This is a genomic window from Enterocloster aldenensis, assembly GCF_003434055.1.
In the GTDB taxonomy this organism is placed as follows: domain Bacteria; phylum Bacillota; class Clostridia; order Lachnospirales; family Lachnospiraceae; genus Enterocloster; species Enterocloster aldenensis.
The window spans coordinates 908350-932016 of record NZ_QVEX01000001.1 but is presented as its reverse complement, the minus strand read 5'-3'; the positions used below and the strand labels follow the sequence as shown (position 1 = coordinate 932016).

27 protein-coding genes and 2 pseudogenes are annotated in these 23667 nt (G+C 50.5%); 9 read left to right on the top strand and 20 right to left on the bottom strand.

Annotated elements, in window-relative coordinates:
- Nucleotides 1-49: 49 nt before the first annotated feature.
- The 4 genes and pseudogenes from DWX59_RS04365 to DWX59_RS04350 form a co-directional block, all read right to left on the bottom strand.
- Nucleotides 50-919: a VirB6/TrbL-like conjugal transfer protein, CD1112 family gene (locus DWX59_RS04365; RefSeq protein ID WP_002584320.1), complete on the bottom strand. Its 870-nt coding sequence runs from the start codon at nt 917-919 to the stop codon at nt 50-52.
- A gap of 19 nt (nt 920-938) precedes the next feature.
- Nucleotides 939-1022, bottom strand: a pseudogene (locus DWX59_RS04360) (Maff2 family mobile element protein); the annotation flags it as partial.
- A 90-nt stretch (nt 1023-1112) separates the two neighbouring features.
- Nucleotides 1113-2783 (bottom strand): recombinase family protein, encoded by a 1671-nt coding sequence (locus DWX59_RS04355; RefSeq protein WP_117556484.1) that lies wholly within the window; start codon nt 2781-2783, stop codon nt 1113-1115.
- Nucleotides 2784-2981, bottom strand: coding sequence for a hypothetical protein (locus tag DWX59_RS04350; protein ID WP_005930747.1), 198 nt, complete (start codon nt 2979-2981; stop codon nt 2784-2786).
- Between DWX59_RS04350 and DWX59_RS29765 the strand changes: the two genes are divergently transcribed.
- A complete protein-coding gene (locus tag DWX59_RS29765) occupies nt 2955-3194 on the top strand; it encodes a tweety protein (RefSeq protein ID WP_117557249.1) in 240 nt (79 codons plus the stop codon). The two genes, DWX59_RS04350 and DWX59_RS29765, sit on opposite strands and share 27 nt — an antisense overlap.
- Nucleotides 3195-3222: 28 nt before the next feature.
- Here the strand turns inward: DWX59_RS29765 and DWX59_RS04340 are convergent, their stop codons facing one another.
- The 7 genes from DWX59_RS04340 to DWX59_RS04310 form a co-directional block, all read right to left on the bottom strand.
- The gene (locus DWX59_RS04340; RefSeq protein ID WP_117556482.1) at nt 3223-4560 is read right to left on the bottom strand and encodes a virulence-associated E family protein; all 1338 of its coding nucleotides are present in this window, start codon (nt 4558-4560) and stop codon (nt 3223-3225) included.
- The gene (locus DWX59_RS04335; protein WP_117556480.1) at nt 4529-5173 is read right to left on the bottom strand and encodes a CHC2 zinc finger domain-containing protein; all 645 of its coding nucleotides are present in this window, start codon (nt 5171-5173) and stop codon (nt 4529-4531) included. The genes DWX59_RS04340 and DWX59_RS04335 overlap by 32 nt, the downstream gene beginning before the upstream one ends.
- A gap of 64 nt (nt 5174-5237) precedes the next feature.
- On the bottom strand, nt 5238-6818 hold the full coding sequence (gene mobQ, locus DWX59_RS04330; RefSeq protein WP_117556478.1) for a MobQ family relaxase: 1581 nt from the start codon (nt 6816-6818) through the stop codon (nt 5238-5240).
- A 184-nt stretch (nt 6819-7002) separates the two neighbouring features.
- On the bottom strand, nt 7003-7224 hold the full coding sequence (locus DWX59_RS04325) for a DUF4318 domain-containing protein (RefSeq protein WP_006876003.1): 222 nt from the start codon (nt 7222-7224) through the stop codon (nt 7003-7005).
- A 376-nt stretch (nt 7225-7600) separates the two neighbouring features.
- Nucleotides 7601-7897 (bottom strand): DUF3847 domain-containing protein, encoded by a 297-nt coding sequence (locus DWX59_RS04320; protein WP_097786106.1) that lies wholly within the window; start codon nt 7895-7897, stop codon nt 7601-7603.
- The gene (locus tag DWX59_RS04315; RefSeq protein WP_117504551.1) at nt 7890-8231 is read right to left on the bottom strand and encodes a replication initiator protein A; all 342 of its coding nucleotides are present in this window, start codon (nt 8229-8231) and stop codon (nt 7890-7892) included. Before DWX59_RS04315 ends, DWX59_RS04320 begins: the two co-directional genes overlap by 8 nt.
- The gene (locus DWX59_RS04310; RefSeq protein WP_117504549.1) at nt 8228-8416 is read right to left on the bottom strand and encodes a hypothetical protein; all 189 of its coding nucleotides are present in this window, start codon (nt 8414-8416) and stop codon (nt 8228-8230) included. The genes DWX59_RS04315 and DWX59_RS04310 overlap by 4 nt, the downstream gene beginning before the upstream one ends.
- Before the next feature lie 483 nt (nt 8417-8899).
- Between DWX59_RS04310 and DWX59_RS04300 the strand changes: the two genes are divergently transcribed.
- Nucleotides 8900-9706 (top strand): helix-turn-helix domain-containing protein, encoded by an 807-nt coding sequence (locus DWX59_RS04300; protein ID WP_002584331.1) that lies wholly within the window; start codon nt 8900-8902, stop codon nt 9704-9706.
- Nucleotides 9707-9824: 118 nt separating this feature from the next.
- Here DWX59_RS04300 and DWX59_RS04295 read toward each other — a convergent pair whose 3' ends face one another.
- From DWX59_RS04295 to DWX59_RS04255, 9 genes are all read right to left on the bottom strand, one after another.
- Nucleotides 9825-10316: a nucleotidyltransferase domain-containing protein gene (locus DWX59_RS04295; RefSeq protein WP_009266803.1), complete on the bottom strand. Its 492-nt coding sequence runs from the start codon at nt 10314-10316 to the stop codon at nt 9825-9827.
- A gap of 51 nt (nt 10317-10367) precedes the next feature.
- Nucleotides 10368-10745, bottom strand: a complete 378-nt coding sequence (locus tag DWX59_RS04290) for a TnpV protein (protein ID WP_002584333.1) — start codon at nt 10743-10745, stop codon at nt 10368-10370.
- A complete protein-coding gene (locus DWX59_RS04285; RefSeq protein ID WP_002584334.1) occupies nt 10705-10977 on the bottom strand; it encodes a helix-turn-helix domain-containing protein in 273 nt (90 codons plus the stop codon). The genes DWX59_RS04290 and DWX59_RS04285 overlap by 41 nt, the downstream gene beginning before the upstream one ends.
- A gap of 154 nt (nt 10978-11131) precedes the next feature.
- Nucleotides 11132-11290 (bottom strand): Maff2 family mobile element protein, encoded by a 159-nt coding sequence (locus DWX59_RS04280; RefSeq protein WP_009243792.1) that lies wholly within the window; start codon nt 11288-11290, stop codon nt 11132-11134.
- A gap of 276 nt (nt 11291-11566) precedes the next feature.
- Nucleotides 11567-11869 (bottom strand): hypothetical protein, encoded by a 303-nt coding sequence (locus DWX59_RS04275; protein WP_002586629.1) that lies wholly within the window; start codon nt 11867-11869, stop codon nt 11567-11569.
- Nucleotides 11856-13664 carry a VirD4-like conjugal transfer protein, CD1115 family gene (locus DWX59_RS04270; RefSeq protein ID WP_002586630.1) on the bottom strand — a complete coding sequence of 603 codons (1809 nt, stop codon included), beginning with the start codon at nt 13662-13664 and terminating at the stop codon, nt 11856-11858. Before DWX59_RS04270 ends, DWX59_RS04275 begins: the two co-directional genes overlap by 14 nt.
- Nucleotides 13661-14137 carry a PcfB family protein gene (locus tag DWX59_RS04265; RefSeq protein ID WP_002586631.1) on the bottom strand — a complete coding sequence of 159 codons (477 nt, stop codon included), beginning with the start codon at nt 14135-14137 and terminating at the stop codon, nt 13661-13663. Before DWX59_RS04265 ends, DWX59_RS04270 begins: the two co-directional genes overlap by 4 nt.
- A 41-nt stretch (nt 14138-14178) precedes the next feature.
- Nucleotides 14179-14400, bottom strand: coding sequence for a DUF5348 domain-containing protein (locus tag DWX59_RS04260; protein WP_002569164.1), 222 nt, complete (start codon nt 14398-14400; stop codon nt 14179-14181).
- Between the two features lie 23 nt (nt 14401-14423).
- Nucleotides 14424-15407 carry a DUF6017 domain-containing protein gene (locus DWX59_RS04255; protein ID WP_002586632.1) on the bottom strand — a complete coding sequence of 328 codons (984 nt, stop codon included), beginning with the start codon at nt 15405-15407 and terminating at the stop codon, nt 14424-14426.
- A 285-nt stretch (nt 15408-15692) separates the two neighbouring features.
- Here DWX59_RS04255 and DWX59_RS04250 point away from each other — a divergent pair.
- The 7 genes and pseudogenes from DWX59_RS04250 to DWX59_RS04220 all read left to right on the top strand — a co-directional run.
- A pseudogene (locus tag DWX59_RS04250) lies at nt 15693-17420 on the top strand (recombinase family protein); the annotation flags it as partial.
- Complete coding sequence (locus tag DWX59_RS04245; protein ID WP_353626743.1) at nt 17413-18717, top strand: tripartite tricarboxylate transporter permease; 1305 nt, start codon at nt 17413-17415, stop codon at nt 18715-18717. The pseudogene DWX59_RS04250 and the gene DWX59_RS04245, both read left to right, overlap by 8 nt.
- Nucleotides 18704-19855, top strand: a complete 1152-nt coding sequence (locus DWX59_RS04240) for a Gfo/Idh/MocA family protein (protein WP_117556476.1) — start codon at nt 18704-18706, stop codon at nt 19853-19855. The genes DWX59_RS04245 and DWX59_RS04240 overlap by 14 nt, the downstream gene beginning before the upstream one ends.
- A gap of 32 nt (nt 19856-19887) precedes the next feature.
- Entirely contained in the window at nt 19888-21039 is a 1152-nt protein-coding gene (locus DWX59_RS04235) for a Gfo/Idh/MocA family protein (RefSeq protein ID WP_117556474.1), read from the top strand.
- 2 nt (nt 21040-21041) lie between these two features.
- Entirely contained in the window at nt 21042-22133 is a 1092-nt protein-coding gene (locus DWX59_RS04230) for a Gfo/Idh/MocA family protein (protein ID WP_117556472.1), read from the top strand.
- Between the two features lie 227 nt (nt 22134-22360).
- Nucleotides 22361-23293 carry a hypothetical protein gene (locus DWX59_RS04225; protein WP_117557247.1) on the top strand — a complete coding sequence of 311 codons (933 nt, stop codon included), beginning with the start codon at nt 22361-22363 and terminating at the stop codon, nt 23291-23293.
- Nucleotides 23294-23306: 13 nt separating this feature from the next.
- Nucleotides 23307-23639, top strand: coding sequence for a hypothetical protein (locus DWX59_RS04220; RefSeq protein ID WP_117556470.1), 333 nt, complete (start codon nt 23307-23309; stop codon nt 23637-23639).
- The last annotated feature ends 28 nt before the right edge of the window (nt 23640-23667 follow it).

The following is a 23667-nucleotide window of genomic DNA, read 5'->3' as shown; positions in this document are numbered from 1 at the left end:
ATTTTCGCCGCTTCGCTCTGAAAATCTCCACCCTGCCCTTGACACGCCGCTAATGCGCGGAAAAAATCGACTTCGCCAGTGCGCCGGATTTGAACAGGGAGAAACAGAGGATAACGGTGTAGGCTGCAAGGGAGAATATCGCGCTGTGCAGATTGTCCGCTATTATCATGTTGTTTACCAGAACCGCGTAAATGCCGACGCATATCATAATGAGGAAGCCTTGAAAACCGATAGCGAACAGGGATTTTAGGTAGTTGTTTCCTATCTGCCCCCATTCCCGGTTAGTCATAGTTGCAAACGGGATAGGCGATACCGAACAGTAAAGGTAAATTTCTATCATACGCCCGTAGAGGATAACGGTTATCAGTACGGACATGATTTTCATGCACAAGCTCACAAGGCTTGTTTCCATGACAAGTAAGAGCAGTTCGGGGATTTCCATAGCGTCAAGCCCGCTTTGCATGGAAGCAAGGGCGGCGGCAACATCAATCTCTGTGCTGCCGCCGATTACCCCCGCCGCGCCGGAAACAACGTGCTGCGCCATATCGAACACCGCCATAGTGATGTCAAAGGTGTGCGTCACAAGGTAGACTGCCACAAACGCCTTGAACACCCACTTGAAGAACATGGAAGTGTCAACGTCGTGCATATTGTTCTTTTCCGTTACCATGCTGATAAGCTCATAGCATAGGACGTAGGTAATGACAAGCCCCGCAATGGGTACGATTACATTCTCACTAAGGGTCTGTATCATGGAGAATATATTTGCGTTCCACCCTTGCGGGGTCTGCCCTACCTCTGCGGCGATAGTGCCGACTTTTTCGTTTACGTCCCCGAACATAGTTGACAGATTACCGTTTATGGCTCCTATGAGGATTTCCTTTATCCATTCGTTAATCGCGTCAAGTATGCTCTGCATAAGCCTTTACCCGCGCTTCTTAACCGAACAGCCCGGAAAGCAGCGGTACAAGGGTCATGCCGATAAGGGCAACGCCGCCGCCCGCCATAAGCTGTTTTATCCCCAATTAGGTGTAAAACTCTGCTCGATGGCGGGCGGCGGCGTACAAAAAATCCATATGGTGTTTTTAAGAGAACCGTCCCGGCGGGACAGGTCAGGCAGTGACCTGTTCCACCTCCGGGATGGGTTTGAGATTAAAATGAATTTCGATAGAAATGTGTCTTGTTTTATCTTCGTCAATGCGCTCATGCACGACGATTTCTTTGATTAAGCGGTTGAGGGTGGCTGCGTCCAGCTCTGTGATGTTGGCGTATTCCTGAATGGCTTCCACCCATTGTTTTGCGTCATTGGCAAGCTGGACTTCATCGGACAGCCGCTTTCTGCCCTCGGACACTTTTGTTTTAAGCTCCGTCTGCTCGGTCTGTGTCCTTTCCAGCATGGTGTTGAAGTTCTGCTCACTGATACGCCCTGCAATCATATCCTCATAAAGCCGCATTACCATTTTGTCCAGAACCTCAATCCGTTCCTCGTCCCTTGTAAGGGAGCGTTCCATTGCTTCCCGCTGTTCCCGCTGCTCGGCTTCACAGGTATTGGTCAGGCGGTCAGCAACCGCTTCCCCGTCCATCAGGGCAGCTCTGGCACATTCCCGGATTTTCCGCAGCACATGGCTGTAAAGGGTGTCATAGTCAATCCGGTGCTGGGTGCAGTGGTTCTTTCCAAAGGCATTGTAGGTCTTGCAGGAGTAAATCCGCTGGGGATGTTTTGCGTTTGTGTAGCGTATCGTCAGCGACTTCCCACACTCGCCGCATTTTATCAGTCCGGCAAACAGGCTGATTTCATTGGTCTGCCCCGGACGCTGGCGGGATTTCAGCTTGTTCTGCACAATATCAAAGCTCATGCGATCAATCAGCGGTTCATGCTGTCCCTCCACCACAATCCAGTCCTCCGGCTTCTTTTCCCCAATCGTGCCGATTTTGAAACGGTAGTCCTTTTTCTGGGAAGCAATCGCCCCGGTGTAGACGGGATTCATCAAAAGGTCTTTGATAACGGAGAAGTCCCACATATACCGCCCATTTTCCGGGTCTTTCTTTTCCCATTTGGTGCGGGTATTGCGAAGCCCCCGTTCCCGGTTCCACCATGTGGGGCAGGGGATTTTTTCTTCCTCCAGCCGTCTGCGGATATAGTTGGGACCATGACCGTTTAAGGCATACCCGAAAATCAGCCGCACAATCGGGGCGGTTTCCTCGTCAATGAGCAGATGGTTTTTGTCCTCCGGGTCTTTCCGATACCCAAACGGGGCAAGACACCCGGTAAACTGTCCTTTCTGCGCTTTCAGAAGATAAGAGGAATGGACTTTCTTGGAAATATCCTTGCTGTACATCTCGTTCAGGATATTCTTGAACGGGGCGATGTCGTTGTTATCCCGCAGGGTGTCGATACCGTCATTCATGGCGATATAGCGGACACCGTTTCTTGGGAAAAAGTCCTCAATCAAATGCCCGGTTTGCAGATAGTTACGCCCCAGTCGGCTGAGGTCTTTCGTGATAACAAGGTTGATTTGCCTGCGCTCAATGGCTCTCAACATTCTCTGTAAATCAGGACGCTCCATGTTAAGACCTGTGAAGCCATCGTCCTGATAGACTGCCACAACCTCCCATCCCTGCTTTTCGCAGTATTTTTCCAGCATATCTCGCTGGTTTGCGATACTGGCACTTTCGCCTTGCAGGTCATCGTCCTTTGACAGCCTGCAATAGACCGCCGCACGATAGCCCCCGGCAAGTGCCGAACCGATTGTTCTGTATTCCATTTCGTTCATCATAGCCATTTACCCACACAATCCAGACGGTATCTGGCTCTTTTGAACCTCATCTTCATTATAGTCAATATCTTTCTTTTTAGCAAGATATTCTTTTGTATTTGTTTTTCCGTATTTCTGGGAAATCAGGCTGACGAACACATCGGTTGCGTCCAGCTCCCCGTCAAATACAGTGGTCACATGAATCTCTGTTTTGTTTTTTGCCATAGGCAGTTATCCTCCATACATGAAAATAGCCAGACAGAGGGTGTCGGCAACGAAGTCCGGCAACGGGCTTCAAAAGACCTTGCAAACAATCTCAGTCTGGCATTAGTTACTATTTATACTTTTCTTTTATTTTTCTGTTGTTTTGGTTGTTATAGGGGAGAAAAGCCCGGAAATAAGGGATTTTCCCCGGCAACCGGCTCGGCAACGGGATAGCAACAGGGGGTGCAACGGGCTGTCATTTTCAGAATGGAAGCTCCATCTGTTCTGTGACCTCCACAAAACCGTCCATCGTTTTTTCAGACGGGTTGCATAAGTCCGTTGCCGGATTTTCACGCTCCCAGCCCTTTTGTCTGCCATATTCGGAAAACATTCTTGGATTTGGGAAGTACCGCCAGCCGGAAATGCACTGGTTCATTATCTCGTTGATTTCCCGGATTTCCCATTGCTTCGGTTCGTCAAAGGCATGGTTCAAGGCTTCCTTGTAGAGCTGCTTGGAACAGACCATGCTCCCGGTGTACTTATCAAGATACGCCTGTATCATTCCGGCTTTGGTGTCCTCCGGCATAAAATCCCGCTGGTGTTCTTTGAGATACCGCTGCATGGCGGGGCTGAAAGCCAGCTTGAACCTGCCGCTTCGGTAAATCTCCATCGCTTCCGCCCACATCTGCTCGATATAGGCTCTGGAAGCAGCTTCGTCCTCCAAAATGTGAACCTCGGCTTGCTCCGGGTACACCATGACCGGGATAAAGCGGCGGTTGCCGGAACGGTCAAGGGGCAGGAAGTCAAGGGCATTGGAAGTGCCGCCAAATACGCACTGACGGGGGCGGTCTGCCGGGTGGGTTTCATAGGGTATCTTGTAAACCTCTTTCTGCCGACTTAAAAATGACTTGATTTCCTCAATGCTCTTGGCGTTGGCGGTTGCCATCATTTCCGACATTTCGATAATCCAGTGACCTTGCAGCTTGCGATACACATTGTCATCGTCCAGCTTCCGCAAATCATCGGAGAACCACTCGTCCCGGACTGCCAGCAGACGGAAGAAGGTGGACTTGCCAGCCCCCTGACCGCCGACCAGACAGAGCATGATTTCAAACTTGCACCCCGGCTGAAAGGCTCGTGAGATAGCGCCCATCAGGAACAGCTTCAACGCTTCATAGGTGTAATCGTCTGCGTCAGCCCCCAGAAAGTGCCGCAGGCAGAAGCGGATTCTTTCCGTCCCGTCCCACACAAGGGAACTTAAATAATCCCGGATGGGATGGTACTTGTTTTCATTCGCCACAATACCGATGGCGTTATCAATCTTTTTCTCACTGGTAAGCCCGTAGGTTTCTTCCAGATAGAGAAGCAGATACTTCATGTCCGTATCATTCAGGGCGGTGCTTTCCCTGTGGAAACCGATGGGCTTTATGATGTCCTTGCGGTCGGTCAGGATGTTGTATGCGATAGCCCCGGAAAGCAGCGGGTCACGCTGGAATACGGTCAGGCAGTTCCGTATGCTCTGCCGGACGCCGCCTTTCTCGGTGGTTTCCAGCCCCGCCTTGATTTCCTCAATGCTCTGGGGCGGCTGCATGGCATTCATGGTGTTTTTTAGTTCTTGCTGCGTCTGCGGCTGCAAGCTCTGCCATTCGCTGTTCAAGCTGTATCACATCCTTTCCGTAGTCCGTAATCAAAGCCGCTTTTTCCTCTGTCTCCCCGAACAGCAATATATCCAGCAGATATTCCACTTTGGCTTGCTTCTGTAAGGCTTCCACAAACCGGGGATGAAAGGCTTCCTCCGGGGAGTGCGGGGCATATTCCTTTCTCCATGCTCGGAGTAAGTGGAGATAATCGGCAAGAATACGGAAACATCGGTTCTTTGCCTCCTGAAACTGTTCCTCCGGGGATTTCTGCCGGGGCTTGGGCTTTTTTGCCTTTCCCGACGGCTTCCAGTCCTCATAGGAAAGCCCAAAGTCCTGTGCCAGTTGTACGGCGGCTTCTTTCTTTCCCAGCCCATACAGGGTGGCGGTAAAATCAATCACATCCCCATCTGCACCGCAGCCGAAGCAGTGATAACGCCGATCCAGCTTCATACTTGGGGTTTTATCGTTATGGAACGGGCAGCAAGCCATCCCGTTCCTGTTTACATGGATTCCATAATGCTCCGCAGCCTGTCTTGTTGTGACGGACTGCTTCACAGCTTCAAATACATTCAAATCTATCCCTCCTTAAAAAGAAAAAAGCACCTGACATTCTCTGATTGAAAATGGCAAGTGCCTGTTAAAGTTCCATATCCTGTTGTCTGTGTTTCGCCTGTGCCGGAGTAGTTCTTTGAGCCTTTTTCTCGTCCGCCTTATCCTGCAAGACTTCCTTGATGGGCTGCTTCTTGGGCGGCTCTTTGCTTTCCTCTGTGCCGGGTGTGGCTTTCCGTACCCAGTAGCGGATGTCCCGCAGCTTCTTCAAATCCTCCTGTACTTCAGTCAGCGGTACTTTCAGCTCTGCGATTTCGCTGAGAAGCGTTTCCTGCTCCTGTTGTAACTCATTTTTCGTTTTATCCTTATCGTCCGGGTGCTTGGCAAGGTAGGCGGCGGCTTTCGCATACCGGGCAACCTCCGGGTGTTCCTGTTTGAATTTTTCCTTTGTTTTCTTGAAAAATATCTTCTGGTACTTCTCATAGACGGGCTTACATTCCTTACAGTCTGTCCGGGCGGCAAGAATCCCGTCAATCACTTTGCTGCGGGATTCCTTTGGCTTCATCTGGCTGCGGTAGTCAGCGGCAGATTGCCCGGAAGCTTCCAGAAAGTTTTCTAAATCCTCCACGGTGGAAAGCCCCTTTTGCCGGAGATAAGACAGGGCTTCGCTGACTGCCTTTAAGTCCTGTGAAGTCCCCCGGTTCTGTCCTGCCCGTGTCCAGCCGCTTCGTTCTGCCTTGCGTATCTCCATATATTTCATCAGCAGATTGGGAAGAAAGACCGCTTCCTCCGCAGCTTTTTCCGCAAGCAGCTCTTTCCGTTTTTCTCCCAGTTCGGTAATCCAGCTTTTGAGGTTTTTAATGAGCTGCCGGATGGACTGCATCAGGCGGTTGGCAGCCTTGATTTCCCGGTTCAGATTGCCGATATTCGTCTGGATACCACGCTTTTCCATCTGCCGGACAGCAGCACCCTCATGGACAGTGGGGACAATATCAAGCCCCTGTCTGGCATAGGAACGCAAATCCACACGCTCCGGGCGGTTATTGGCTTCCAGATAGCGGTTCTGAATGACCTCCCATTCATGCCGCCAGATTTCACAATACTTTCTGTCGTTCCAGTCAACCGTATCTTCCTTGTGGCTTTTCCACCTGCCGGACGGAAGTTTTATCCGTTCCCCATTCTCGTCAAGGTCATAGACCTTGCGGCTCTTGGGAAGCCATTTCCCATGCCCGTCCATTGCCCGCATAGTCAGCATGACATGGGCGTGAGGATTGTGTCCCGGAGGATTTGGGTCATGGATGGCAAAATCAACAATCATGCCTTTGGAAACAAATTGCTGTTTACAGAACTCCCGGACAAGGGCGGCGTACTGGTAAGGCGGTATCTCTCTGGGGATGGTAAGCACCCACCTCCTTGCAAGCTGGGAGTTCCATTGCTTCTCCACAGCTTCGGCGGCGTTCCATAAAGTATTGCGATCTGCGTACTCCGGCGGGGCATTTGCCGGGAGCAGGATTTCATTGTGGACGATACCACGCTTTTCCGGGTAGTGCTTCACTTCCTGGTCGTATTCACAGAACAGCTTTTCGCCGCTCTGGTAAGCAGCGGCGGCAACAGCAGACTGCCGCTGGCTGCGCTGCACAATAGAAATTTCGTTGTGTGGACAGGGCATTTCGTGTCCCTCCTTCCTGTGATTGACTGATGGGGTGGCGTTTTGCCACCCCACCTTGGGCAGAAAAAAAGCAGGAGACCTTTTCAGATTTCCTGCTTGGTGTGCCACTGTGTAGGCGGCGGGTATTTAGTTGTGAAAGTTCGGGGCAAGTTGACCCGATGTGTAGGGAATGAAAAACTGGAAATTATTTTTCTTTGCATTTTATACCGTAATTTCCCCTACTACCATTTTCGTAGCCCCGATATATTTCATATCTTTTTCCATTTATCTCCACTTCGTCATCGTTAATAAATGTATAAGACTCGCCATTTTCTTCACAATATTTTGAAATTGCTTCCATAGTTTTTGCAAGAGTTGGGTAATTGGTACTATCCTCATAAGGAACCCAAAAAGCCTTTTTAAACATATAAAATACCTCCTTCTAATTTGTTAAATAATCCACGAATTTTCAAATCTTTGTAAAATAATAGTATCATACAACTTCGCAAAAGTCCACTTATAACTTCTAATTTGTTGCTGTCTTTATTATACTGCATTGCCTATCGAAAAGATAGTATATTTTATAAAACTTGTCGGCTGGGAACAGCTTGCAATGCAAGGTGTCCCCAGATGGCAAGTCCACAAAAGGGTAGCTGGCGAAAGCCAGCGCAGGGGAAGCGTAGCGTCCCCTGTTTGATTTGGAGCAGACCATGACTGCGGAAAATCACAGCCCTCCGGCGAGGAGCCTTCGGAGAACGCAATGCACCAACCTCTGGGTGGTGTATAATTGCGCCCTTAGTAAACTAAGGGGTTTCCGGCTTCTTCCGTTCCAGCAGTTTTTTCAATAGTTCCTGCGTGTCCTGCCTGTGAAAAATGAGTTTTAACAACAGCATGACATCATCGTCTGTCAGGCGTTCCGGCTCTTGCAGAAAACTTTCCAGCATACCGCCACGAGTGCAGAGCCGGTGCGTCCGTTCCTTTCGGGTAAGCTGCTTCAACTGGTGCTGCAATGCCTTTTCATCATTGATGGCTTTCCGCAGTTTCTTTTCGCTTTTTTCCAGCTCCCGGTTGAGTTTTTCCAGCTTTGAGGTATCAGGCAAGGGCAGCGTCCTCCTTTCCCGGTATCAGCACATAAATTCGGTTCGGTTCTCCAACACCCTGATGCACCCGCATGATAAGTCCGGCGGCTTCCAGTTCATTCAAAGAACGCTTGACCGTCATGGGACTGCGGGACAGGACTGCGGCAATGGCTGTGACAGGGAAGCAGACAAACAGGATTCCGTTCTCGTCCTCCTGTCCTTTAGAGAGTATAGCATCCAACATCCGGCAGTACATGACCTTTGCGGTGCTGCCGACTGGAAATCCTGTCAACGCTCTGGGAAATGGCATACATGGCGGCAATGGTGTGTCTATCGTCATAAATTCAAAATTCATTCGGTGTGTCCCTCCTTTTTCTTTGCTCGTTTGGATAAATAACGGGGGCAGTCAATCACAACCGCCCGGAAGCTCTGCTTGCACCCATGCTGGCATTTCCGGCATAATTCGTTGTAAGTGACACGCCCCCGGTCATTAAGGTAAAAGGAAAGCTCATGCTTCCTCTTTTTGCTCATTCTCGGCATATTGCACTTCCTCCCGTTTTAGTGTATGGTTTCGGGGCGATTTTCGGCAAAATTACAGCCATAGAGCCGCCTAAAATCTCCCGAAGTATCAGCGATAGGGTAGACTATCCCCCTATCAGATTGTCGTGTTTCGGTATCATTTCGGTATCAGTTCGCCAGTTCTCCCCGGTGTCGTTCCTCCCCTGAATCTCACAGCGGCGTATCGCTCCCTTTGGTACGCTCGTTTCGGTCAGGGTTCCTCCATATCCCTGCCAAAAGTCATGGCGCTACATCGCCGGGGAAGCATATCCCACACAGGCTGGTCATTCGATTGGAATAATCCATCGATGAACTACCTGTATCATAGAACATTTTTGTGCCCTGTGCCGTATGTCCACAAAGTAGGAATTAAGGGTAAAAATCAGAAATTTCCACGATTGCGGAAAGTATGATATAATCCAGTTAAGCGGCAGTAATGAAACCGCCGGAAAGGAGCGTGCGCCCATGAAAGGAGCGACAAGCATACAGGAACGCCTTTGGGAACTCCGCAAGGACAAAGGCTTAAATCTGGAAGAATTATCAGAGCTGACGGGCATTTCCAAATCAGCTCTTGGCAGTTATGAAAAAGAGGATTATAAGGAAATCAATCATGGCAACCTTATCACGCTGGCAGACTTCTATGGGGTTTCCGTTGATTATCTGCTGTGCCGGACAGAGAACCGGGAGCAGATCAACACGCCACTAACAGAGCTGCATTTGAATGATGAGATGGTGGCACTTCTGAAAGGCGGTCGGATTAACAACCGTCTGCTCTGTGAGCTTGCCACTCATAAGGACTTTATCAAGTTTCTTGCGGACATTGAGATTTATGTAGATGGGATTGCCACCATGCAGATTCAAAACCTCAACGCCCTTGTCGATACTGTCCGGCATGAAATCATTGAACGGTATCGCCCCGGCGAAGACGACCCGCATTTGAAAGTGCTGCAAGCCGCCCATATCAGCGATGATGAATATTTCAGCCACATGGTTCTTGATGACCTCAATCTCATTATCCGGGATATTCGGGAAGCCCACAAAAAGGACAGCGAGAGTGCGCCCCAGACCACCGTTGCCGATGAATTGAAAGAAAATTTGGAAGCGGTTGAAAATTTCAAGGGCAGTCGGGATGAAAAGCTGGTTGTCCTTTACTGCAAGCAGCTCGGCATCAACTATAAAAATCTGTCAGACGAAGAATTTCGCTGGCTCATTCGGATTCTACAAAAATCAAAGAAAACAGGAACTCCTATCAGTCAAAGGAAAAAACGGTAAAGAAAAACCGCTGTTGCATGGTTGTGTTTGCTTCCATGTAGCAGCGGTTGGTGCTATACTTATTCAGTTAAAATTTCAAAGCGATAAAGTGGAATTTATCTTAGAAATTACAGCAATGTTATTTTGATAAACTTTCAAGAATTGAAATATCATGCTTATCTTTATCTCTTAATTCATAACCTGAGTGGAAAACTCTTTGGCCTTTTAAGGATATACAAGGAATTGTTTTTCCTTCAAAAAAAGCACTACCAAAGTAATCTTTTTCAAACTCATACCAGCCACCCTCTAAATCAGCTTGTTTTGAAGTTCCGTCCTCATTTAAAACGAACGGGTGAATGTCTAAGTAACCAAGTTCATCACTATATAACTCTATTCTAACCGGTTTCCAGTCTGTATCAATTTTATAGCCCAGATTCAAAAGCACATTTAACAATTTTTCCGTATGTTGAGCATCAAAATTTATATCTATATCTCTATGAATTCTTGTTTGTTTACCAGCTAAAATATCTACACCCCATCCGCCATCCAACCAGTATGTAATTCCAGTATTTTCGAATAATTCTATTACTTTCATTAAATCTTCTTTTGTTGTTATTTCTTTTCTACCCATACAAAGTCTCCTTTACAACTTCTAATTTGTAATAATCATTCTACCATACCGTTATGAATAAATCATCTCATGTAAAACAATTTCTTCTGCCCGGTTGTGAATGTTATTGCAACGCTGCACCCATTCCATTTGACGGGTACGCTTCAATTCCTCGGTCACGCCCTCGGCAGCTTTCATCTGCTCCATGATGGTGTCTAACCGTTTCTGTGCCTGTTCGTTCAGGTCTGCAAGATATGTCCACAATTCCCCGGTCAGGGTCAATGTGTGTAATCTGGCTGGGCAGACTTCTCTTAAATATTCCCGGTGCATCCGTCCGTACTTTCCGATGGGGCGGTGTTCCTCCGGCAACTTCAAGTCCGGGATGTAGTAATCTCCAACAAGGATATAATCAATTCCGTTTTCTTTTATTCTTGGTTTCAATTCGCTCATGTTCCTTACCTCCTGTGGAAGCAGGCTCGTCTGGTACTAACTCAATCACATCGGTAATCTCACAATTCAGCGTTTCGCAGATACGGGCTAATGTATCCATGCTGATGTGCTTTCCCTCTTTGCTCATGTTGGCAATCATATTTGTTGTCATACCAGCAGCAAGCCTTAAATCCTCTTTTCTCATATCACGCTCTAACAGTGTGTGCCAGAGTGGTTTATAGCTGATGTGCATATTGTTTTCCTGCCTTTCTATCCATACCACCGGAGCGGCTGCCCCGGCAGGAACTTTTCTCTTATTATAGCACCAATCTTGTGAAATCACAATTTATTCTTGTAGCCTGCCGCTGATACCGTCTGGATTGGCTTTTCCTTTCTTTTTGTTCCCTTTAATTAGCCATGAACTGCTTCATGCCCTGGCTTTTCGCGCCCGGATTGTCGTTGCCGTAGCCCTCCATCAGATTGATTACGCCCCAGATACCAAGCCCGGCTCCAAGTGCTACAACAAGGGTCTGCAAAACGTCTACTGCGCTATTGAAAAATGCCATAAATATATCCTTTCTGCCGCGTCTGCGGCTGTCCGGCAAGCGGACAAAAGGCGGTCAGCATATGCCGCCGCACAAAAAAACCGCCCTCTGGTAAAGGCGGCTGTCCCCGCGCTGCGTAAGTTCTGCGGCGCGGCGGTATTCAGTTGTAGGGGGTGCGGCTCCTGCCGCTGTGTACTGCGCCGGAAAGTGGGGGCGCGTATCATGTAGCCGGTATGGATAGATGTGATTGCTTCAATCGCTCCTTTCTGTGTCCCGCTGTGCTGCCGGACGTTTTTTTCAGACTTGCGGGAAGTGAATAGCTTGCGTAGCAAGGTGTTCGCTTCCCGCAAGTTCACAAAGGGGTAGCTGCCGCAAGGCAGCGTAGGGGAAGTGTAGCTTCCCCTGTCCCCCGGCGGTCTGCCATGCTGTCACTGTTGCGGGATAAGCCCCCCGGCGCGTGACATACTCCGTTGCAAAACGGCGGTGTTCCGCTTCCTTTTCCCGCCAATACTCCCATAATGCAGCGTCGGCGGCTTCCGCAACATTCATTAAAAACCGTTCAAGCTGCTTTTGTTTTTCCTCTGCGCTACGTTTCCTCATGGTCTGCGTCCTCCTGTAAGTCTGCCGCGTCAATCTCGTAATAGTCAAAAACCTCGTCGGGCTTGACAATGGCGGGGCGGCGTTTAAGGTGCTTTTCCATGTCAAAGGCGTTCTTCGGGTCTGCGTCGGACAGGTACTTGTATTTCGGGTGCTTCGTTATGTCGAATTTGTCCGAAAAGAACGGGCGCACCCCGCGTAGCTGCAAGATACATTTCCCTCCGTCCATGACTGCGATTTCATCTTCCGTCATAAGCTGCTTTCCCAATTTCTGATAGTTCAGCCCATGCGAAAGCTCCCGCCCCCTTGTTTCGGACGTGTTGAAGCTGTCTATCGTTTCCTTGCCTAAAATCTCCGATATTTCTTTGAGCGTCGTTTTTTCCTTGCCACCCAAGAAAAGCGTGGTGTCGCAGTTGCCGACTATGGTATCGGCGTTGTCCTTGTAGATTGCCTTTAGCTGTGACTGGCTCTGCAAGATGATTGACGCGGATATTTCCCGGCTCCGTATCGTTGCAATGAGCTTTTCAAACTTCGGTATCTGCCCGATATTCGCAAATTCATCAAGTAAGCACCTTACATGGACGGGAAGCCGCCCGCCGTATTCATCATCTGCTTTGTCGCACAAGAGGTTGAATAGCTGTGTGTAGAGAATACTCACGACAAAGTTAAAGGTGTCGTCGGTGTCGCTGATAATCACGAAAAGGGCGGTCTTTCTGTCGCCTATGGTGTCAAGCTCCATTTCGTCGGTTTCCATAAGCTCCCGCAGCTCCTTAATGTCGAATGGGGCTAACCTCGCGCCGCATGAGATAAGTATGCTTTTTGCGGTCTTGCCCGCCGCAAGTTTGTATTTTTTGTACTGCTTGACTGCAAAATGTTCCGGGTCTTTTTCTTCCAGACGTTCAAACATGAGGTCAACCGGGTTCTGGAAGTCCTCGTCGTCCTCGCGGGCTTCCGACGCATTTATCATTTCAAGCAGCGTCGTGAAGTTCTTCTCGTCCTCCGGGGCTTCATACCAGATATAGCCGATTAGTGCGGTATAGTAGAGCTTTTCCGCTTTCACCCAGAAATCCTCGCCGGATTTTTCCCCGTCGCCTTTGGTGTTGGCGATAATGGTATTGACTAACTTCAAAATGTCCTTTTCGCTCCGCAGATAGGCAAAGGGGTTGTATTTCATGGATTTTTTGAAGTTAATCGTATTTAGCACTTTGATACGGTATTTGTACCGCTGCAACATTTTTCCGGTTTCCAAAATCAGTGTTCCTTTCGGGTCAGTGACGATATACGACGTTGGAAAATCCTTTGACGTACATTGCATGAGCGACGGTTTCACAAAGAACCGGGTCTTGCCGCTGCCGGAACCGCCGATTACAAGGATATTTTTGTTTCTTGCGTATTTCGGCTGCTTCGGGCGGCTGTTCATGGTGAGCCGTTCCGTCTGCGTTAAGGGGATATTATTCTCAAATACCGGGTCTGTGTATGGCTTTATATCGTCAGCCCCGCCCCAACGCGCCGAACCGTATTCTGTCCCGCGGCGGTATTTCTTCGCGTTCTTGCCTTTGGTGTAGATAATCAGCCGAACAATGACCGCCCCCGCAATGCCTAAAGCTAAGTCTGCCGGGTGGAAGCTCGGCGCGATACTGGAAAAGGCGGCGGTAAAACCGTCCCCAAGATGTAGCAGCTTTGCGCTTGCGTCCGCGCCGGGGGAGAGCCGGACAGCCGCGCCCGCTTTATCAAAGAGCCAGACAAAGAGCAGATACGGGAGATTTAAGATAAGCAGCTTCTTGATTTCCGGCTTCATAGCGATACCTCCCTGTCCTTGTTCTTGACCTTTGCCCGTTCCGCGTTTCTGCCCTGTGCAGCTTCTTTGAGGGTAGAGAGCAGCTTTCGGATTGAGGGCTTTTTCTCCTGTGTCAGCTTTTTTGCGGAAAATTCCTTAAAGGCTGCGGTCAGCACGTCCGCGTCCCGCCCCTTGAAGAAAACCAGATAGCGGGGCGGGCTTTCCGTCGCGTCCTTTTTCAGCGCAAAGTCGATACCGTACTTTTTCGCCGTACTCTCAAAGGCTTTGATATTGCCCTCGGTAATCTCAATGTTGGAAACGCCCGCGTTCTGCTTCATAAGCTGCTTTAAGCTCTGCTTGCCCTGTGGCGGTTTGGAAAGCTGCTTTTTTCCCTTTGACAGTATGGCTTTCATTGCCTTTTGGAGCGTCTGGGCGGTCAGCTTCCCGGTCTTGATGTAAAGGGCTATGGTCTTTTCGTTTACTTCGTCCTGCAATTTGTCGCGTCCTCCTTTCGCGTTTCTTTATGGGGCGGCGGTCAGATACGCACCCGCAGCCCGTTCAAGTCCTCGGCTCTGATACCCACAAGATACCAGTTGTCGCCGTACTCAATCCGGGTCGGCTTCCACTTGCCCCGCACGAATACGTCAAAACATTCTCCACAATGCAGCCCGCCATAGTAGCTGTTTAAGTCAAAGCGAATGTCGTAACGGTCGGTGCGCTCGTCAAATACCAATGCTCCTGTCATTTTCTGTGCCATAATAAAATCCTCCTTTTGTTGTTTTACAGGCTTTCGCCCGGTTTGCATGAATAATAGTCCGGGTCGCCGTACTGCGGCTTCTTCGGTGACAGTGCGCCGCTTGCCATGTCATGGGCGACAAGGGAAGTGTAATAATTGCCGATAGTGGACGGGGCGTTGAAAAGGGCTGCTTTCAGATATTGCTTGATGTTGCGGATTTTCGTTGTGTTCTCCCGCATACAGTCAAGCACAAAGCGGATATGCTCGCCGTCCAGTTTCATAAACTTTGACTTCACAAGCTCTGCCGGGTAGTCGTCCCCCGCAATCCGTACCCGCTTTCTGGCGGTGCATACGGTTTCAAGCATGAGGTCTACAATCTCGTCAAGCCTGTCACTGTCAAACTTCATGTCCTGTTTGAGAATGTGGTAGTCGATATTGTCCTTGATGATTTCCCGGTATATATCAACTGCGCTCTGTGCTGCCGCTTCCGTTCCTTTCCGTTCCGGCGGCGTAGCCGCTTCTCTGCAAGGAGAGGGGTTAGGGGAAAGGATAGGAATGGAATGGGTACTTTGTTCATCAGTAATTATTTTTTCTTTTTTTGGTAAGTCAGTTCTTTGTATATCTTTATTTAATTGCGTTGGATTTTCCAACGTAGGTTTTTCCAATGTAGGTTTTTCCTGTGTTGGATTATCCAATGTTGGATTTTCCAATGTAGGTAAATCCGGCGTAGGCGGCTGCGGCTGCTCGAATATCACATAGTCCGCGCCCCGCAAGCGTCCTTTCTCGTCGCGCTCCCTTGAACGGACGATATACCCGGCGCGTTCAAGCTCCTTAATGGCTTCGCGGATAGCGTCTATCTTCTCCCGGTTGATAAGGGATAAGCCTTTCAAGGTGTAGTCCCAATCTTCGGGGAGTGACAGCATTTGCGACAACAGCCCCTTTGCCTTTAGGGAAAGCTCCTTGTTGCGTAGGTGGTGGTTGCTCATTACGGTGTAGCCCTTGTTCCGTTCCACTCTGAAAACTGCCATAGTTCATAACTCCTTTGCTTTGGATTTGTTACGCAGTAGAAGCGCGGTTTCGGGGGATAAGGTATAAATCCCTTTCCGCACCAGATACGCGCCCGGAAAACCGCTTGTAGCAAGGCTTTTTCTGCCCCTACTGCGTAACAAAGGGCATGAAAAAAGCGGCGTTCCTGTTCTCCCATGTAGAGAGTAAGAAACGCCGCTTCTGCGTCGTATTCAGTTTTTAGTACAATACCCTGCTTGTCCGTCGCTCGAAAAACCTTGATTTTCCAGTGTTTTCAAAAGTATCGTTATCTAACGTCAGCTTTCCAAAGACCAAGTTTCCAGAACATGATTAAGGACATTGAAAACGGTCTGATAAACTGCGTGATTACGAAAGATTTATCACGTCTGGGGAGGAACTATCTTGACTGCGGACTGTATCTGGAAGTGTTTTTTCCAGAGCATAACGTGAGGTATATAGCGGTCAATGACGGCGTGGACACGCTCAATAAATCAGCGATGGACATCACGCCTTTCCGCAACATCCTAAACGAAATGTACTCTGCCGATGTGTCGGTCAAGATAAAATCGGCGTACCGAGCGAGGTTTCAGCAGGGGAAATTCATGGGGACGACAGCACCATACGGATATGTCAAAGACCCCGCCGACCATAATCACCTGCTGATAGATGACAAGGTTGCCCATGTGGTAAGGGAGATATTCGACCTTGCATTAGCGGGCAACGGAATCGCCAAAATCCGCAAGCACATCAACAAACAGCATATCCTACGCCCTGCCGCTTATGCAGTGGAGCAAGGGGCAACAGGCTATGAGCGGTACTTTGAGGGTAACGAGGAAAACCGTTATATTTGGAGCGAGAACAGCGTAAGGGGCATTTTAAGAAGCCCGATATATGCGGGAAACCTTGCAGGCTACAAGCGGATTGCCGCCAACATGAAAAGCAAGAAACGCCCCTCTAAGCTGCCCGAAGAATGGGAAGTGATACCAGACACCCATGAGGGGATAGTCACGCAGGAGGAATTTGATACCGTACAGCAGCTTATTACAAGCCGCAGATTACCAGAAAACAAGGGCGGCTTTGAGAACATCTTTGCAGGCGTTATTAAGTGTGCGGACTGCGGTTATGCCATGCGGGCTATGAGTGCCAACAGGAGGAAACGCCCCGACATCATCGACTGCGTACAATATTCCTGCAATAATTATGGCAGATACGGTAATATCATGTGTACCGCACACAGCATTGAAGCGAGGGACTTGTTCAACGCTGTCCTCACCGACATCAACCGATTTGCGGATATGGCGGTCAATGATGAAAAGGCGGTGAGGGCGATTGAAAAGCGGCTCACGGAAACAGACCATAGCAGGGCAAAGGCACTGGAAAAGGAGCAGAGAAAGCTGAACAAACGCCTTGCGGAACTGGACAGGCTGTTTTCTTCCCTTTATGAAGATAAGGTGATGGAGCGTATTACGGAGCGGAATTTTGAGATGATGTCGGGGAAATACCAGAAAGAACAGCTTGAAATTGTAGCAAGGCTGAAAGAGGTAACGGAAACGCTAGGCGACAGCTATGAGAAGTCGCAGGGTGTCCGTGATTTCCTCTCCCTAATCCGCAACTATCAAGGAATTAAGGAACTGGACGCAACCATCATAAACGCACTCATAGACAAGATACTTGTTTCGGAACGTGAGAAACTTGCAGACGGGACAGTAAGACAGGAAATCAAGATTTATTATAAATTCATCGGCTTTGTCGGTGAATTACATATCACGCCCACAAAGCGGTGGACAGCGTTAAAGCCTAAGAATTGTACGGTGTGCGGTGTTGAATATGTTCCCCGCTCTGGCATATCGAAGTATTGTCCTGCTTGTGCCAAGAAGATACAGAGGGAGAAATCAAACGAGAGCAAACGCAGGAGCAGGGAGCGAAACAGACAGGCATGTATTGAACTGTCCGCAAAAAATGACCGACTGACTTTCATCCACCAGCGCCATCATCTCTCTGATCGGCGTGTACGTGGGGGCCATTTCAGGCGGCTGCCAGGCTGCCGTACTGTTAAATATTCCCGGCACGCCTGCAAGCGCCGCAACGGCGCTGGATGGATTCCCGCTGGCCAACAGGGGCAAAGGCGGCCTGGCGATTTTCCTGGCAACCACTGCTTCCTGCATCGGTACACTGATCAGTGTTATCTGTGTCCTGACCCTGACACCGCTTCTGACCAAGGTGTCCCTGCAGTTTGGAAGCTGGGAATTCTTCCTGCTGAGCCTGTTCGGAGTCATCATCTGCGGCAACCTGACAAGCAACGGCAATGCGGTCAAGGGCTGGATATCCGGCGTGATCGGGCTGATGGTTGCACAGGTGGGGCTGGACCAGCTGGACGCGTATCCAAGATTTTCATATGGCAATGTAAACATCATGGCAGGCCTTGCCCTTATTCCCATCATGATTGGACTGTTCGGATTTCCTGAAATCATTAAGGCATTTAAAAAGACGGAGACACATGTACTGGAGTTCTCGCCGTTTAAGCTGAAAGAGGGATTCGGCGTATTGAAGAACCACGCGGTTGAACTGATCCGCTCCGCCTTTATCGGCGTGGGGGTGGGAATCATCCCGGGCGTGGGCGAGGACGTGGGCGGGTGGCTCAGCTATTGGGCATCTAAATCCACCAGCAAACATCCGGAGACCTTTGGCGACGGCGAGACCGCGGGGGTGGTTTCCGCGGAGGCCGGGAACAATGCATGTATCGGCGGCGCCATTATCCCCATCCTGTCCCTTGCGGTTCCGGGAAGCGCTCCGGCCGCCGTGCTTCTGGCTGCGTTCATGATGCATGGATACCGCCCCGGCCCTCTCCTTATGAATGAGAGTCCGGAATTCCTGTACCAGATATGCGTGGACCTGTTTCTGGCGGCATTGGCCATGTGGGTGCTGGCGCAGATCGTGTCCAAGTTTTCCGTTAAGATCCTGGGCGTTAAAAAGGAAATCCTCATGCCTGTCATCTATGTGCTGTGCGTGGTCGGTTCCTTTGTCATCAACCACATCATGTTTGATGTGAAGGTTATGTTCGTATTCGGCATCATCGGATTCTTCCTTTCCGCGGCAGAGTTCCCGGCAGCGCCCTTCCTGTTAGGCGTCATCCTGGGAAGCATGACGGATTCCAACTTAAGGAGGGCGCTGACAATCAGCGAAGGCAGCTTCCTGCCCATGTTCCAGCGGCCAATCAGTGTTATTTTCCTCATTGTGATTGTGGTGCTGATCCTTTCACAGTTCCATGTATTTGACCGGTTTAAGAAGAGGAAGGCCAATGGACAGGGTTAAGATCGGCCTTGTGGGAAGCGGGTTTGCCGCCGCCCTCCACATGGAGGCATATAAACAGGTTTATGGGATTGAACCATGGGTGGCGGCAGTGGCATCCCCATCGGAGCGGGCAGGGGATTTTGCAAGGGAATACGGCATACCGTCCGTGTACCGGTGTATGGAAGAGATGATACGGAAAGAACGGCCGGATGTGGTGGACATATGCAGCCCTCCAAGCCTTCACGCGCCCATGATAGGATCTGCAATGGGGGCTGGCTGCCATGTTATCTGTGAGAAACCGCTGACCGGGTGGTTTGGGGACAGCGCTGAACCGGACATGGCTAAAAAGGTCATGGAACAGCTGGAACAGCTGCGCCGCGTGGTGGAACGAAGCGGCAGGAAGTTCTTTTACGCTGAGAATTTCATATACGCCCCGGCGGTGCAGAAAAGCGCTTCCCTTATCCGGGCGGCCGGCGAACACATCCTGTTCATGAGAGGGGAGGAGTCCCACAGCGGTTCCCATGCAGGGCATGCCGCCCTGTGGAGCATGAACGGAGGCGGCTCCCTGATCCGTCAGGGCTGCCATCCGCTGTCCGCCCTTCTGTATCTGAAACAGCTGGAGAATGGAAAGGGTGCAAAAGCAGTGGGCGTGACGGCGGATATGGGATACATCGTGCCCACCCTGAATGAGGAGGAACGTAAGAACATCCAGGCCAGGCCAAAGGATGTGGAGGACCTGGCCAATGTAATCCTTACCTTTGAGGACGGGACAAAGGCCCTCATAACGGCCGGGGACATGATCCTTGGCGGGGTGCGCAATGAAATCCAGGTATATACCACCGGAGGCGTGTATCAGTGCAGGATTGCGCCAAGTGACCAGATGACCACGTATCATGTGGAGGATGAGAAATTGTCCGGCCAGTATTTTACGGAAAAGGTGGAGACAAAAAAGGGCTGGCAGAGCATTTTCCTGTGCGAGGACATGGCAAGGGGATATGTGGGGGAACTGAGGGATTTCCTGTTGTGTGCAGCAGGCAGGAAGGGTGAACCTGAGTCCGGCTTTTCATTGGCATATGACACGGTGCGGATCATCTACGGTGCGTACTGTTCGGCCAGGGAAGGACGCAGGATTGAACTTTCAGACACGCTTTGGGCCTGAAGGAACAGACAAGACAGAAAGCAGGTGTAAGTATGGTTGGAGTAGCAATATTAGGTGCGGGCGATATCGCCAATGTACATATAGAAGCATATAAGGAGCTGGCCGGACGCTGCCGCATTGTGGCGCTGGCAGACATATATACGGACAAGGCAGAGGCAAAGAAACAGAAATACGGGCTGGACTGTGACGTGGTGGCGGATTATAAAGAACTGCTGGGCAGGGAGGATGTGGACCTGGTATCCGTCTGCCTGCCTCCGGCTGCCCACTGCGGCGTTGCAGTGGATTTCCTGAAGGCGGGAAAACATGTGCTGTGTGAGAAGCCCATGGCTCCGTCCCTGGAGGAATGCGACCGCATGATCAGGGCTGCGGAGGAAGGCGGGGCAAAGCTGTCAGTGGTGGCCCAGAACCGATTCAAGCTTGACATCATGAAAACAAAGCAGATGCTTGAGAGCGGTGTCCTGGGACAGCTGTATTTTGCCCAGGCGGATTCCCTTTGGTGGAGGGGCGATAATTATTATGACCTGTGGTGGCGCGGGACCTGGGAAAAGGAGGGCGGCGGATGCACCTTCATCCATGCGGTCCATCACATTGACCTGTTCTTGTGGCTTATGGGGGATCTTCAGGAGATATCCGCCATGGTTGCCAACCAGAACCACCATAACAGCGAGGTGGAGGATGTATCCCTGAGCACCCTGCGTTTTAAGAACGGTGCCGTGGGATTTATGGTTGCCTCCCTTCTTCATCACGGGGAGGAGCAGAAGATCATTATTGACGGTGAAAGAGGTTCCATTGAGATTCCGCACAAGGTCAGTGTCAGCAGGCAGATGCCAAACGGATATCCGGAGGATGACGAGGATGCAAGACAGGCCCTTGAAACGGCGTTTGACAGCGGGGAAGCCCTGCGCTACACAGAGCACTGCGGACAGATTGAGAACATGCTCCATGCCATAGAAACAGGGACAGACCCGTTGATAAGCGGAACCGAGGGCCGCAAGACCGTGGAATTCATATCAGCTGTATACCAGTCTGCATTTACAGGAACCAGGGTTCAGCTGCCCATGAGTGCAAAAGATCCTTTCTATACCCGGGAAGGGCTTCTTGGGAAGGCAACCAGGTTCAATGAAAAGAAAAAAAGCGTTGAAAATTATGCTGACACGGGAATAAAGGTAGGCGGTACGCTGTAAACATGGAAAGCAGGATGCAGAAATCAGACGGAATGAATTATGCGCCCGTATCACAGGGAATTGTTGAGAAGGTGTGCGCACCGGGGGAGTTCCGGTTTGGTGTAATCGGATTAGATCATGGACATATATATGCAATCTGCAACGGGCTGTTGGAAGCAGGGGCCCAGCTGGCCAGTGTTTGGGACCCGGACCCGGATAAATGTCTGGAGTTCATGAAACGGTATCCCCAGGCTGTCATGGCATCGGGTGAGGAAGAGATACTTAAGGACGGGAACATCCAGATGATTGCCAGCGCCATCCGCCCTTCCAGGCGGTGCAGCCTGGGAATCCGGGTGCTGGGGCACAATAAGGATTACTTTGTGGATAAGCCGGGGATGCTGACCATGGAGGAGATAGGGCGGGCGGCCCAGGCATGCAGGGACACGGGAAGGAAATATGTGGTATATTATGGGGAGCGCATCCACGTGGAAGGCGCGGTCTTTGCAGAGCAGCTGATCAGGCAGGGAGCGGTTGGGCGGGTGCTTCAGGTAACCATCCTTGCACCCCACCGTCTGAACCGCCCGGTCCGTCCGGACTGGTTTTTTGAGAAACAGGAGAACGGCGGGATCATCACGGACCTGGGAAGCCATCAGATAGAGCAGTTCCTGACCTACTGCGGCGCCAAAACCGCCAGGGTCCTTCACAGTGCGGTTGCCAATTATGGGAACAGGGATAAAAAGGACTTTTATGATTTTGGTGAAGCCTCCCTCCTGGCTGATAACGGGGCCACCTGCTGGTTCCGGGTGGACTGGTTCACGCCGGATGGGCTTGGGGCCTGGGGGGACGGACGCGTGTTCATCATGGGTACGGAGGGGAGCATTGAGATACGCAAATACATTGACCCCGGAACTTCCCCGGAAGGCGACCATGTCATCTGGGTGGACCGGCAAGGGGAGCACAGGGAACAGGTAACCGGAAAGGTGGGATTCGTATTTTTCGGACAGCTGATCAGGGACTGCCTGGACCGGACCGAACACGCCATCACCCAGGAGCATATATTTGATACCATGAAGGTTGCCATTGAGGCCCAGGAATGTGCGGAAATCATTCCATGATAATAAACAGGGTATATAAGTACAGGGCGGTTCACGGGGCTGGTCATCATGCCCCGGGGACGCCCTGGTTTTTATATTCCCGGCGGTTTTGCCAGTGCTCCATCCGGCCTGTCACTATGGTTACTGGCCGGATTTCCAAACAGGCCCTGGTCCCGGCCGGGGTTTGGCGGTATAATGGGGTGAAAGGATATGCAGGGAAATGGATCAGGCGGGCAGGAGGAATGGAAATGAATAGGATACCGGTTAAGGAATGCATCAATCTAAACAGTATCATCCGCAGGTACGGACTGGAACCATACACCATGGTGAACATGCAGATCGGGTATGACGACGCCCTATACCTGCTTTTTTCAGCCCGGGTGCCGGAACGCATCCAGGGCATGTTCGTGGATACCCAGGCCAACACGGAGTACCGCGCGCTGTGCCTGTTTATTGACTGGCAGGATGGAAGCCTTCTGGGGGAGGAGGTTCTGGAATTCGGTGTGCGGAAAATGAATTTCCATTTCATACAGCCCATTGGGGATGACATCCTTTTGCTGGGCGCCAGGTCCATGATGTATAAAAATGGGATACCGGACCAGAATGCGGTGTTCCTGACCCGCCATGGCAAGATCCTGTCCGTCACATGTTTTGGGGATGGAATCCAGGACTGCATGGTGCTGGGGGACGGCAGGATTGTCACCGGCTATTTTGACGAGGGAGTGTTTGGGAATTTCGGATGGGATAAGCCGCTGGGGGATAAGGGGCTTGTGGTCTGGAACCGGGATGGACAGAAGGTATGGGAGAATACAAAGCATTTCATCGCGGACTGCTATGCCATGAATGTGGATGAACAGGATAATCTGTGGTATTACTATTATGATGATTTTAATCTGGTAAAAACAGACTTTGATTCAGAGTGGGTGTTCCGCCCGGATGTCAAGGGCAGCAGTTCCTTCCTGATCATGAAAAGCCATATGGGCATTATTATGGACAGTGGATACGGAAAACATGGAAAGATGAAAATGCTCCGTATCCTGGGAAACCGGTTAGGCAGGCCGGAGGATGCCGGGTTTGTCTGTAACGGGGACACCGTGCCCATGGAGATGTATTGTTTCCGAAGTGCGCGGGCCGCGTTTGCGGATGGAGGGGAGCGTCTGTTCTGTGTGGAGGTAGTGTAGGAGGAAGATGTAAATGGTATATAATTTTCAAATGGAGCGCCTTATGGCCTCCAGACATCCTAAGGATGTGGAGCCGGATTATCAATACCAGGTGTGGACAGCAAAAACACTGGATGGGAATCCCTTCTGGGGCGCAGGTGATTTCTGCGGCCTTGATACAGAGCACGTAATCAGGTACGGGCGGGAATTGACAGACCTGGAATGGGATGGCAATGAGATATATGTCAGCGGCGGGGATGCACATGAGAAGGCATTTGGTGTATCAGATGGAGGCAGGCGAAGGGTTATCCGGGATAGGGGAGAGGAAGTTTGGCGCAGGGAGGAATGGATGAAATTGGGAAATTAAGCTGTTCCGGACATGGGAAATAGAGTTC